Consider the following 12,852-nt stretch of genomic DNA (forward strand, 5'->3'; position numbering starts at 1 on the left):
GCGTTAGCCCGGTTGCATGGCGAGGTCGCCGTAAGTGCGGCGGGCGAACTCAGGGGTAATGCGTTCTTCGAGCAGGTCGCGCCGGACCCGCTCGTGCGGGCGGCCCGAGGGCGCGCCAAAGCCGCCGCCGCCGGGCGTCACGATCTCGACGATGTCGCCGGGTTTGAGCGGCGTGGTTTTGGCGGACATCGGCTCGCCGTTGACGACACACGCGGAGCCCTGCGCCGCGCCGCCGCCTTCGAGGCCCCACGGCTGGGACAGCAGGCGCGAGGTCTCGACGCCGATCCGGCAGGCCGACTCGACCCGGTAGACGCGGCGCAGTCCCATGCCGCCGCGCCAGGCACCCGCGCCGGCCGAATCGTTGACGAGTTCGTAGCGCAGCACTGTGAGAGGGTATTCGAGTTCGAGCGCCTCGACCGGGAGATTCGACGTGTTGGTCAGATGGACGTGGATGCCGCTGAGCCCGTCCGATGCGGGGCGCGCGCCGCCACCGCCGCCGATCGTTTCGAGGTAGACCCACAGGCTGCCGTCGTGCTGCGTGCCGCTGAAAATCGCCGCCGCGCAGCAGCCGTTGCCGGCCGCCATGACCTTGTGCGGCAGCGCCTGCGCGAGCGCGCCATAGACCATGTCCGCCACGCGCTGGCACGCCGACAGGCGGCTGTTGACCGCGGCCGGATGGCTGCAGTTGAGCAGCGAGCCTTTCGGCGCCTCGACGCTGATCGGTCGCGCGAGCCCGGCATTGGGCAGGACGGTCGGATCGACGACCGATTTCACCGCGTAGTAGCAGGTGGCGAGCAGCCCGGTATAGATGACGTTCAACCCGTTGCGCATTTGCGGCGGCGCGTCGAACACGAGCCGCATTTCGTCGCCCTCGACCGTGATGGCCAGGCTCAGCTCGACGTCACCGTCGAATTGCAGGCTGTCGAAGCGGTCGCTGAAACGGTAGGTGCCGTCGGGAATCGCTGCGATGCCCGCGCGCATTTTGCGCTCGGCGTAGTCCTGCAGCGCGTCGCCGGCCTGTTGCACGCGCGCGGCGCCGTATTTCGTGCAGAGCGCCTGCATGCGCAGCACGCCCACCCGGTTCGCCGACATCTGCGCGCGCAGATCGGACACGCGCTCGTGCGGCACCTGGCAGTTCAGCAGGATCAGCTCCTGGACATCGTTTTGCAGTACGCCTTCGCGATACAGCTTGACGGGGGGAATGCGCAGGCCTTCCTGATAGATGTGCGCGTGGCCGCGGTCTGCGAAGTCGGAGTGGTGCGCCGTGTTGATCGCCCACGCGACCAGTTGACCGTCGTAGAAGATCGGCTCTGCGAGCACGATGTCGGGCAGGTGCGTGCCGCCGCCATGGTAGGCGTCGTTGCCGATGAACACGTCGCCGGGGTGGATCTGGTCGGCGGTAAAGCGCCGCGTGATGTGCGGGATCGTTTCGAGGAAGCTCCCCAGGTGCATCGGGATATGCTCGGCCTGGCACAGCGTGTTGCCGGCGCGGTCGAACAGCGCCGTCGAGCAGTCGCGGCGTTCCTTGATGTTCGTCGAATAGCTCGCACGCACGAGCGCTTCGCCCATTTCTTCCGTGATCGACGCGAGTGCGCTGCCAATCACTTCGACGGTAATCGGATCGATATACGGATGCGCACTCATTTTTCGATCTCCAGGATCAGGTTCAGGTACGGATCGACCGTGGCGGTCATGTTCGGCAAGACGACGGTGGTGGCGTCCATCTGTTCGACGATGGCCGGTCCCCTGAACGTGTTGCCGGCGGCTAGCTTCTCGCGCGAGTAGATCGGGCAATCGACGAATGCGCCGGCTTCGGCCATATACACTTCGCGTCGGCCGATCAGCGCGGCGCTCGCATCGGCGCCCGCCGAAGGCATGGCGGCGAACTGCGCCTTGCGCACGCGGCCGGCGGCTTCGACGCGCAGCGTGACGAACTGGATCGTTTCGCCTTCGGCGGCGAAGCCGAAACGTTGGCGGTGCACCTGCTCGAAGCCTACAGCGAGTTGCGCGAGCGTCGCTTCGGTGATGGGACCCGCCGGAACCGGTACCGACAGTTCGTAGTTCTGACCGAGATAGCGCATGTCGGCCGTGCGGGCCGTCGACTGTTGGTCCGCCTCGATGCCTTCGCGCGTGAACCAGCCGTGTGCCTGGGCGTCGAGCGCCTTGAAGCCCTGTTCGAGCGCGTCGAGCGATTCCGGCACGAGACGCAGCGCGCGGCTCAGCGCGAAGTCGGCGCGCAGGTCGGTGAGCAGCAGGCCGAGCGCGCACAGCGCGCCCGGCGTGAGCGGTACGACGATGCGCGTCATGTCGAGTTCCTGTGCGAGCCGTGCCGCGTGCAGCGGACCGGCGCCGCCAAACGCCATCAGTGCGTAGTCGCGCGGATCGTGGCCGCGCTGTACGCTGATCACGCGGATCGCCTTCGCCATGTTCGCCGTGACCACCGAGACGATGCCCTGCGCGGTTTCCATCACGCCGATGCCGAGTTGGTCCGCCAGGCGCTGCATGGCGTCGAGCGCGAGATCGCGGCGCACCTTCATCCGGCCGCCGAGAATCTCGACCGGGTTCAGCGTCTGCAACACGATGTTCGCATCGGTGACGGTCGGCTCGACATTGCCGCGGCCATAGCACACCGGGCCGGGGTCGGCGCCCGCGCTGCGCGGGCCGACCTTCAGCAGGCCGCCGCTGTCGACGTAGGCGATCGAGCCGCCGCCGGCACCGACCGTATGGATGTCGAGCATCGGCGCCTTGATCGGGTAGCCGTGCACGTTCGCCTCGCCGGTCAGCGCGCATTGGCCGCCTTGCAGCAGCGCGACGTCGCTGCTCGTGCCGCCGACGTCGAACGTAATGAGGTTCTCGTAGCCGGCCAGCCGGCCGATCTCCTGCGCGGCGACGACGCCGGTGCTCGGTCCCGACAACACGGTACGCACCGGCAGCCCGGCAGCGGTTTCGAAGCCGATCACGCCGCCGTTCGACTGCGTGAGTTGCGGCGCGACGCGCAGGCCGAGTTCGTCGAAGCGGGTTTGCAGGCGCTGGATGTAGCGCTGCATGATCGGGCCGAGATACGCGTTGACCACGGTGGTCGACAGGCGCTCGTACTCGCGGAACTCCGGCGCGACCTGGTGCGATGCGCTGATGAACACGCCGGGCAGCGTCTCGCGCACGATCTCCAGCGCGCGCTGTTCGTGCGCTGTGTTGAGAAAACCGTAGACGAAGCAGATCGCGACCGCCTTGACGTCGGCCGCCGCGAATTTCTTCACGGCGGCGCGGATGCCATCTTCGTCGAGAGCCAGTTCGACTTCGCCGTTCGCGCGCAGACGCTCCCGGACCTCGATGCGCAGATCGCGCGTGACGAGCGCCTCGGGCTTTTCGGCGTTCATGTCGTAGAGGCTTGGGCGCTTTTGCCGGCCGATTTCGAGCAGGTCGCGAAAGCCGTCCGTGACGACGAGCCCGGTCTTCACGCCGCGCAGCTCGATCAGCGCGTTGGTCGCGACCGTCGTGCCGTGGCCGAGAAAGCCGATCTCGCCGGCCTTGGCGCCGACCGTCTTCAGGCCTTCGACTACCCCGTCGGAGATGCCGAGCGACGGGTCCGCCGGTGTCGAGGGCACCTTCCAGATATTGAGGCGGCCAGTCGCATCGTCGAACATGCAGACGTCCGTGAACGTACCACCCGAATCAACACCTATTCGCCAAGCCATATTGTCAGATCCTGTGTCGGAAGTCAGGCCGCCTGCAGCGAGGCAGCCGGGAAACGGTCGAACCGTTCGAAGCGAAACGGCGCGGGGTCGACCGTCGGCGTCTCGTTCGTCACGATCTGCGCCATCATCTGTCCGGCGCCGGGACCGAGGCCGAAGCCGTGGCCGGAAAAACCGGTGGCGATGAAGAAGCCGGGCAGCGTCGCGAGCGGGCCGATGATCGGGATCGCGTCGGGCGTCACGTCGATCAGTCCGCCCCAGGTTTGCAGCACGCGGGCGCGGGCGAACGCCGGGAACGCCTGCGCAAGATGCGCGAGGCCGGCGCGGATGGTCGATTCGGACGGCGCCGGGTCGAGAATGCGCATCTGCTCGAACGGTGAGATCGCGTCGAGCGCCCAGCGCCGCTGCATGCGCCATTCGTCGATGAAGCGCTTGCCGATGCGCAGGCGCAGTTCGCGGCGATTCTGCCGCAGCCGCGGCCAGAAATCGGAGAAGAGCCGGAAGCTGTCCGGCACGATCGGCACGAGCGTCGAGTTGCGCATCGCGACGGTGAAACTACCGTCGAGCCGCTGGCGGAACGCGAAGTGGTCTCCGCCGACCGGCATGCCGGTGAGCCCCTCGAGCGGGGCGATGCGCGCCGCGCTGCCGAGCACCTTGAGCTGCGGTAACGGCACGCCGAACGAGCCCGCGAAGAGACGCGACCACGCGCCGCCCGCCAGCACGACCGACGCGCAGCGGATCTCGCCGTGCTCGGTGACGACACCGCTCACGCGGCCCGCCTCGCGCTCGATGCCGCGTACCGCGCAGCGCGTGGCAATGTGCGCGCCGGCCGCCCGCGCTGCCCGCGCGATCGCGGGCGCGGCCATCAGCGGCTCTGCACGGCCGTCCGACGCGGTATACATCCCACCGACGAAATCTCCCGAAACGCCCGGCAGGTAATGAGGAAGCTCAGCTCTCCCAAGCATTCTCGTGTCGATGTCGAAGCGTTTCGCGGAGCCGAGCCACTCGCGATACTCGTGCATCTCCGACTCGGTGCGGCACAGATAGGTGATGCCGGTTTCCCGGAAACCCGTGTCGATGCCGAAGCGCGGTTGCAGTGCTCGCCACAGGCGCAGGCTTTCGACCGAGAGCGGAATCTCGACCGTGTCGCGGCCCATCTGGCGAACCCAGCCCCAGTTGCGCGACGACTGCTCCGCGCCGATCAGGCCTTTCTCGCACAGCACGACGCGCACCTTGCGCTGCGCGAGGAACAGCGCCGTGCTGACGCCGACGATACCGCCGCCGATGACGACGACGTCCGCCTCGCGCGGCAGGAGAGCCGCATTCGGCGCGATGGGGTCCGGAATGATTCGGCTCATGTTGCTTCTGTCGGGTTGGCGGTGTCGGTCATCGTGCTCGCTCGTTATCGTGATCGATTTTGAGTGAATTGAGATTTCTTATGGGAGAGTGTGATCGAGATTGTTTCAGGGTTTTGCCTGGCAAGAACACATTGCGACAAAAATACCGCTATAAATGCCATTTATCGAGCAGTTGAAACATTTTTGAAACCGAATTCTCCGTGATAGTGTCCGCCTCATTGAGATAGATCGTGATCTGTTATTGATGCGCTGAGATTGAATCGATCACGATGCGTCATCCTGGCGATGTGCCGCCGCGTCCACCGGACCGGCGCGACGCCGGCTCATTGAACGGCTACCGGGGATACTCCATGCTCGAAGTCGATAACCTGTGCATTGCGTTCGAGACGAAGCAGGGCTTGCGCCCAACCGTGCAGAACATGTCGCTCTCGGTGCGGCCCGGCGAGATCGTCGGGCTCGTCGGCGAAAGCGGCAGCGGCAAGACACTGCTGTCGCTCGGCATCATGGGATTGCTGCCGCCGAACGCGAAAGTGACCGACGGCTCGATCAGGGTCGGCGGCACTGATCTGCTTTCGCTCGACGCTCAGTCGCTGCGCAGGATGCGCGGCAGCCGCATGTCGATGGTCTTTCAGGACCCGCTGTCGTCGCTCGATCCGGTGTTTACCTGCGGGGATCAGATCGTCGACGCGATCCGTCTGCACGAGGACGTGAGTCGCGCCGGAGCGTACCGGCGCGGCGTCGAGTTGCTGCGCAAGGAACGCATCGCCGATCCCGTGCGCTGCATGAGGTCCTACCCGCACGAGCTTTCGGGCGGGCAGTGCCAGCGCGTGATGATTGCGATGGCGGTTGCGTGCAGGCCGCAGATCATCATCGCGGACGAGCCGACGACCGCACTCGACGTCACCGTGCAGAAGCAGGTGCTGGATATCCTGCGCGACCTGAACCGCGAGGTCGGCGCCGCGATCCTCCTGATCACGCACGATCTCGGCGTGATCTACGAAGTGGCCGATCGCGTCGTCGTGATGTATCGCGGCGTCAAGATGGAAGAGGCAACGACGGTCGAACTGTTCGCGGCGCCGAAGAGCGACTACACGCGTGCGCTGATTGCCGCGATGCCGTTGCTCGGCGACCGCCGCGAGCGGCTGCCGTCGGTGGGGAGCGTGCTCGACGCAGCGAACGACGAAGCAGCCGAAGCGACGGCTGCGCACACGGACGCCCCCTTGCGGCTGCATGCGGTGCCGGCCGGGCCGCAGTCCCTGCACGATGCGATGCCGCGCAGGGCCGACACGCATTCGCCGTTGCTGTCCGTGCGCGATCTGCGCAAGACCTATGTGGTGCGTGACGGCGCGTTTTCGCCGAGCCGCGGGTTGCGCGCGGTCGACGACGTCAGTTTCGACATTCCGTTTCGCACGACGATGGGTCTCGTCGGTGAATCCGGCTGCGGGAAGTCGACGCTGTCGCGCTTGATCATGCGGCTCACGGCGCCCGACTCGGGCAACATCGTCTTCAACGGACAGGACCTGGCCGGCCTCTCCGGCCCGGCGTTGCGTCAGGCGCGCCGCGATATGGCGATGGTGTTCCAGGATCCGTACGGTTCGCTGAACCCGCGGCAAACCGTCGAGGAGTTGATCGCGGAGCCGCTCGTCGTCAACGGTCGCGCAACAGAGCGTGCACGCGTCGTCGCGCGGATGATCGATTGCGTGGGTTTGCCGCGAAGCGCACTCGTACGTTATCCACATGAGTTTTCCGGCGGCCAGCGCCAGCGTATCGCGATCGCCCGCGCGCTGGCGTTGCATCCGGCGCTCGTCATCTGCGACGAGGCGGTGTCGGCGCTGGACGTCTCCGTGCAGGCGCAGGTGCTGAATCTCCTGAAGGACTTGCAGCACGAGTTCGACCTGACCTACCTGTTCATTTCGCACGACCTGTCGGTCGTCGAGCACGTGAGCGACACGATCGCCGTGATGCAGGGCGGCCGGATCGTCGAAAGCGGATCGGCCGACGCGATCTTCGCCGCGCCCGCGCACGACTACACGAAGATGCTGCTCGGAGCGGTGCCGCGCGCGGTGCGGCCAGTTCCCTTCACGCAGGCGCTCCAGTCATGAACGGCAAGCTCGCCTGGTTCGCTACGCTGGCCGCGCGCAAGCTGTTTACCGCGCTCGTGCAGCTTTACGTCATTGCGACGCTCGTGTTCTCACTGATGTACGTCATGCCGGGCGATCCGGTGAGGCTGCTGCTCGGCACAGACAGCAACCCGTCGCCGGAGGCGATCGCGGCGATGCGCAGCAAGCTCGGTCTCGATCAGCCGGTGCTGACGCAGTACGCGCACTGGCTTCGCGGCACGCTGCATCTCGAGCTCGGTCAGTCGGTTTTCGACGGCTATCCGGTCATCGACTACATCCGCAGCAGCCTGCCGAATACGCTCGAACTTGCGTTGGCCGCGATCCTCGTCGCGATCGTCATCGGCGTGCCGCTCGGTATCGTCTCGGCGTTGCGGCGCGGCACGCCGATCGACGCGGTCTCGACATCGGTATCGACCGTCGGCATGTCGGTGCCGGTGTACATCCTCGGCGCGCTTTTCGTTGTGCTGTTCAGCCTGCATCTGCACTGGCTGCCGTCGAGCGGGTACATGGACTTTGCTCGCAATCCGTTCGAGCATTTCCGCCGCCTCGTCCTGCCGGCGTTCACGCTCGGCTTCGGCTTGTCCGCGTCGATTGCGCGGATGACGCGTTCGTCGATGCTCGACATCCTGAGCCGCGATTTCGTCCGCACGCTGCGCGCGAAGGGCACGCCCGAGCGCCGCATCGTCTGGCGGCACGTGCTGCGCAACGCGGCGATTCCGATCGTCACGATCGTCGGGCTGCAACTCGGCAACCTGATGGGCGGCACCGTGCTGGTCGAGGCGATGTTCAACTGGCCGGGCCTGAGCACGCTGCTCGTCGACGCCGTTTCGAAGCGCAATTACCCGGTGGTGCAGGGCGGCATCCTGACCGTTGCCGCGCTGTACATCCTGATCAACCTTGGCGTGGATCTCGTATATGGCCTGCTCGATCCGCGCATTCGGCGCAAACGGACATGAGTCAACGCATCCTGCTGCAACTGTGCCGCCGTCCGGCGACCTGCGCGAGCCTCGTCGTCGTTGCGCTCGTCGTGCTGGTCGCGATCTTCGGCCGCATGCTGGCGCCATGCGACCCGTACCTGATCGACCAGAGCGCCGTGAATCAGGGATCGTCGGCGCTGCACTGGCTCGGCACCGACGAGCTCGGGCGCGATCTGCTGAGCCGTCTGCTGGCCGGCATCCGGCCGACCGTCCTCGTGTCGCTGGGCGCGACGCTGTTCGCCGCGTTGCTTGGCACCGCGCTCGGCGTGGCGGGCGGCTACGGCCCGCCGCCGCTGGCATTTCCCGTCATGCGCGGCGTCGACATTCTGCTGTGCTTCCCGCCGATCCTGCTGGCATTGCTTGCGGTGGGCTTCTGGCCGAGCGGCATCGTCACGCTTGCGATCGTGATCGGTATCGTCTACGTGCCGCATTTCGCACGCGTCTCGCAGTCGGCGGTGGCGCGCGTCGTGCAAGAGGAATACGTCCAGGCCGAGCTCGCGATGGGCGCAACGTGGCCGCGCGTGGTGGGCGTCGTGGTGCTGCCAAACGTGCTGTCGCCGCTCGTCGTGCAGGCCACGTTGACGGTCGCCGAAGCCATCCTGCTCGAATCCGGCCTGAGTTTCCTCGGACTCGGCATCGTGCCGCCCGAACCGTCGTGGGGGCAGATGATCGGCACCGCGCAGGATTACCTCTCGCAACACCCGATGTACCTCTTCTGGCCGTCGCTGTGTCTCGCGCTCACCGTGCTGTCGATCAACCTCATCGGCGACGGTCTGCGCGATCTGCTGGACCCGCGGCTCAACAAGTCATGAACGTCCCTAACCCCGCTACCAGGAAGAAAGTGCAATGAAAAGACTGCTATACGTCGCGCTGATGGTTTTGTCGTTGGGGCTTGGCTGCGCAAGCCCGGCACAGGCCGCCGGCAACACGCTTTACTTCGGACTGTCCGGCGAGCCGAGCACGATGGACCCGTTCATCATGACCGGCACCACGTTCCGCACGGTGAAGCTGGCGATCTTTCGCGGGCTGGTCAACTATGGCGTCGACGGCAAGTTGTCGCCCGAGCTGGCCCAGAGCTACGAGCTGAGCCCGGACGGCAAGACGTTGACGTTCCACCTGCGCGACGCGAAGTTCCATGACGGCTCGACGGTCACGTCCACCGACGTCAAGGCCACCTTCGACCACATCATGGCGCCCAATAGCACGGCGTCGTTTCGCAACCAGTTTCTGATCGTCGACCACATCGACGTTGTCGATCCGAAGACGATACGGTTCGTGCTCAAACAGCCGTCGGTGTCGTTTATCCACTACCTCGCGCTGCCCGAGGCGGTGATCGTGCCCGCCGCGTGGCTCGCGAAGCACAAGGACGACGCGGGCACGGCAACGCCGATCGGCGCCGGGCCGTTCAAGTTCGTGCGCTGGACGCGCGGGCGCGAGCTGGTCGTGCAGAAGTTCGACGGCTATTACAAGAAGGGCAAGCCGTACGTGGATGAGATCGTCTACAACTTCTACAGCGACGAGAATACGCGCGTGAACGCGATCAAGTCGGGCGACGTGGACATCATCGACTACGTGCCGTCGCGCTCGCTCGCCGAGCTGCAGAAGGACCCGGACGTTCGGCTCGAACGCACGCTCGGGCCGTTCATGGGGATCGTCTTCAACATGCATTGCAAGCCGTTCGCGAATGCGGACGTGCGGCGCGCGATCGCGTACACCGTGGATCGCGACGCCCTCGTGAAGACCGCGTTCGATGGCGTGGGCACGCCGATCTGGGGCTTGGCGATTCCGCAGGGTTATCCCGGCTATTCGGACGCAAAGAAGAACTTCTACAAGGTCGATATCGCGCGGGCGAAGCAGCTCATGGCGCAAGCCGGCTACCCGAATGGATTCGAGGCGCGGCTCGTCGCCACTTCGCAATACAGTTTCTACTCGAAGATCGCGGTGGTGCTGCAGGCCCAGCTCGCGCAGATCGGCATCAGGCTCAAGCTCGATATGCCCGATTGGACGACGCGCATGAGCAAGGTGTCGAGCGGCGACTACGACCTCGCGCTCATCGGCAACGTCGGCGAAGTGACCGATCCCGACTGGCTAAGCAACCTGTATTACGGCGGCAAGATTCTGGTTCGCGAAGAGAATTCCGCTTATTTCGACGATCCGGAAATCAACCGGCTTCTCGACGACGGACGCGCGAGCGTCGATCCGGTCAAGCGTGCGGCGATCTACCAGCAGTTCGTCGACCGGGCGCTTGACCTGTCGCCGGTTCTCTTTCTCATGTGGCGCGACCAGAGCTATGCGGTTCGCAGCACCGTGACGGGATTTACCAACATGCCCGCGTTCCTCAGTTTTCAGTCGGGCTATTCGCTGGAAAACACCCGCATCAAATAAGACATCGGCAAAGGGCAGGACATATCGCGGTTCGATATGTCCGACTCCTTCTATTTTAATTTGCAGGACTAATTGACAGGTTTGGAATTTTTAACAGCCGTTTCAGATAGAGGGGAAGTCAATGAAGAAGGTCATGACAGTGGTGGCTTGTGGAGCGCTGGCGGGCGCGGCGCACGCGCAGAGTTCGGTGACGCTATACGGCGTGGTCGACGAGGGCTTTCAGTATACGAATAACCAGGGCGGGAAGTCGTCGGTGGCGATGTCGCAGGGGGGGGCTTGGCAGCAGCAAGTGGGGGCTGACGGGCAACGAGGACCTGGGCGGCGGGATGAGGGCGTTCTTCAAGCTGGAAAACGGCTTCAACCCGAGCAACGGGGCGCTCGGCAACAACGGTGCGCTGTTCGGCCGGATGGCCTACGTGGGGCTGGGCAGCGCGCAGTACGGCGAGGTGCGCCTGGGCCGGCAGTACGACCTGCTGTTCGAGAGCCTGGTGCCGATGGCGGCGTCGGGCAAGTTCGCGGGAGGGCTGGGTGCGCACGCCGGGGACGTGGACAACGTGTGGGGCGACTTCAACCTGGACAATGCGGTGAAGTACCTGTCGCCAACGCTGGGTGGGCTGCGGATCGGCGCGGCGTACGCGTTCGGCAACGTGGCGGGGGCGATGGGCCGCGACGAGGCGGTGAACTTCTCGCTGACATACGCCAACGGACCGCTGGGGCTGGCGGCGGCATACCTGAAGGTGAACAATCCGGCGACGGCGGTATGGAGCGCGGCGGCGGCGCCGGTGGCGGGCAAGGCGTTTACGAATCCGCTAACCAGCCCGATTTTCGACGGGTATGCGTCGGCGGCGTCAATCCAGATCGCGGGGGCGGGGGCGAAGTACCAGTTGGGGGGCTCGAATTTCGGTCTGCTGTATACGAATGTGCAGTTCAGCGATGTGGTGCCAACGACGACCACGCCGCTGGGGGGCAATGCGCACTTCGACACGGTGGAGGGGAACTACACGTACCTGGTGACACCGCAACTGCTGCTGGGGGCGGCGTACAGCTACACCTGGGCGAGCGGGGCGCGTTACCGTCAGGTGAATCTCGGGACGAACTATTTCCTGTCGAAGCGCACGCTGCTGTACGTGAACGGGGTGTATCAGCATGCGAGCGGGGTGAATTCGCTGGGCGAGGCGGCGGTGGCGGCGAACACGAATATCACGGCCTCGAATACGCCGAGTCAGGTGGTGGTGCGGGTCGGTATCCGCCACAGTTTCTAGGCGCCGCATTCGCCTCGCCCGCTAGCGGCTGCGCTTCACTCGGCGACGGCAGGCAGATGCTCGCCGATAAAACGGCGCAGCCACGCGTGCGCGGGATCGGTCTGATAGCGCTCGTGCCAGTAGAGCGACACCTGTATCGGCGGCAGTTCCAGAGGCGGCGGCAGCGTCACGACGTCGAGATGCTCTGAGAAATGCCGGCCGACGCTGGCCGGCAGCGTCGCGATCAGGTCGGTTTTCGCCACGACGTACGGCGCCGCCAGGTAGCTCGCGAGCGTCATTCCGATGATGCGCTGCCGGTTGATGTGTTGCAGGTTCTGGTCGAGGGTCTCGCTGTAGTGCCGCGTGTGGACCGCGAGGTCGATATGACGGCATGCGAGCCATGCGTCGAGGTCCCATTCGCCTTCGAGGCATGGATGACCGCGCCGGATCAGGCACACAGCCGGCTCCTGGAATAGCTGGCGGGCCCGCAGATCGTTCGATGGGGCAGGGTAATAGCCGGCCACGAACTCCGCGTGATTCGACGCGAGCATGCCAAGCCCGTGATGCAGCCGTGCCGGCACGATGCGCAGCCGCACGGCAGGCGCATCGCGTTCGAGCGCGTGCGCAAGCTCCGGCAGCCACGAGAACTGCAGGTAGTCGCTCGCATACAGCGTGAAAGCGCGCGCCGGCGCACTCTCGTCCAGGATGTCGCGCGGCGCGGTGGCGCGCCGCCAGCCTTCGAGCAGCGGTGCGAATTCCCGGTGGATCGCGAGGGCGCGCTCGGTCGGCTCGACCGCTCCGTGACCGGTGATCAGCAGCGGATCGTTGAAGATGCGCCTCAGACGGCTGAGCGCGGCACTCATGGCGGGCTGCGTGACGCCCATCTGCGTTGCTGCGCGCGACAGGTTCTGGCAGGTGAGGAGTGCATCCAGATGGAACAGGAGATTGAGGTCTGCTGTCTTCATGGAACCATAAACGCGATTGATTGAAACATAACGCGACCTTATTCGACGTCCTCAAATTGGCCACATACGATGGCTCGGTCGGTCGCGCATGCGGTGCACGGCGGCATGACCGCT

The 12,852-nt window shown here is 65.5% G+C and carries 9 protein-coding genes and 1 pseudogene; 6 read left to right on the top strand and 4 right to left on the bottom strand.

The genetic code is table 11. The features are described from left to right. Nucleotides 1–3 precede the first annotated feature (3 nt). From AC1ECK_RS01365 to AC1ECK_RS01375, 3 genes are read right to left on the bottom strand one after another with little or no spacing between them, the layout of a single operon-like run. Nucleotides 4–1,644 (bottom strand): hydantoinase B/oxoprolinase family protein, encoded by a 1,641-nt coding sequence (locus AC1ECK_RS01365; RefSeq protein WP_480315129.1) that lies wholly within the window; start codon nucleotides 1,642–1,644, stop codon nucleotides 4–6. Continuing rightward, entirely contained in the window at nucleotides 1,641–3,695 is a 2,055-nt protein-coding gene (locus AC1ECK_RS01370) for a hydantoinase/oxoprolinase family protein (protein ID WP_480315131.1), read from the bottom strand. Before AC1ECK_RS01370 ends, AC1ECK_RS01365 begins: the two co-directional genes overlap by 4 nt. 23 nt (nucleotides 3,696–3,718) lie before the next feature. Then, complete coding sequence (locus tag AC1ECK_RS01375; protein WP_480315133.1) at nucleotides 3,719–5,050, bottom strand: NAD(P)/FAD-dependent oxidoreductase; 1,332 nt, start codon at nucleotides 5,048–5,050, stop codon at nucleotides 3,719–3,721. Between the two features lie 350 nt (nucleotides 5,051–5,400). Here AC1ECK_RS01375 and AC1ECK_RS01380 point away from each other — a divergent pair, with 350 nt between their 5' ends. From AC1ECK_RS01380 to AC1ECK_RS01405, 6 genes and pseudogenes are all read left to right on the top strand, one after another. Further along, a complete protein-coding gene (locus tag AC1ECK_RS01380) occupies nucleotides 5,401–7,152 on the top strand; it encodes an ABC transporter ATP-binding protein (protein WP_480315134.1) in 1,752 nt (583 codons plus the stop codon). Beyond that, the gene (locus AC1ECK_RS01385; RefSeq protein WP_480315136.1) at nucleotides 7,149–8,126 is read left to right on the top strand and encodes an ABC transporter permease; all 978 of its coding nucleotides are present in this window, start codon (nucleotides 7,149–7,151) and stop codon (nucleotides 8,124–8,126) included. The genes AC1ECK_RS01380 and AC1ECK_RS01385 overlap by 4 nt, the downstream gene beginning before the upstream one ends. Next, nucleotides 8,123–8,959, top strand: coding sequence for an ABC transporter permease (locus tag AC1ECK_RS01390; RefSeq protein WP_480315138.1), 837 nt, complete (start codon nucleotides 8,123–8,125; stop codon nucleotides 8,957–8,959). Before AC1ECK_RS01385 ends, AC1ECK_RS01390 begins: the two co-directional genes overlap by 4 nt. A 34-nt stretch (nucleotides 8,960–8,993) precedes the next feature. Next, on the top strand, nucleotides 8,994–10,532 hold the full coding sequence (locus AC1ECK_RS01395) for an ABC transporter substrate-binding protein (RefSeq protein WP_480315140.1): 1,539 nt from the start codon (nucleotides 8,994–8,996) through the stop codon (nucleotides 10,530–10,532). Between the two features lie 133 nt (nucleotides 10,533–10,665). Further along, a pseudogene (locus AC1ECK_RS01400) lies at nucleotides 10,666–10,737 on the top strand (hypothetical protein); the annotation flags it as partial. Between the two features lie 121 nt (nucleotides 10,738–10,858). After that, complete coding sequence (locus tag AC1ECK_RS01405; RefSeq protein ID WP_480315142.1) at nucleotides 10,859–11,794, top strand: porin; 936 nt, start codon at nucleotides 10,859–10,861, stop codon at nucleotides 11,792–11,794. A gap of 35 nt (nucleotides 11,795–11,829) precedes the next feature. Here AC1ECK_RS01405 and AC1ECK_RS01410 read toward each other — a convergent pair whose 3' ends face one another. Next, nucleotides 11,830–12,738: a LysR family transcriptional regulator gene (locus AC1ECK_RS01410; protein WP_480315144.1), complete on the bottom strand. Its 909-nt coding sequence runs from the start codon at nucleotides 12,736–12,738 to the stop codon at nucleotides 11,830–11,832. Nucleotides 12,739–12,852: the final 114 nt, after the last annotated feature.

This window comes from Paraburkholderia sp. SSBN10T, from assembly GCF_056619545.1.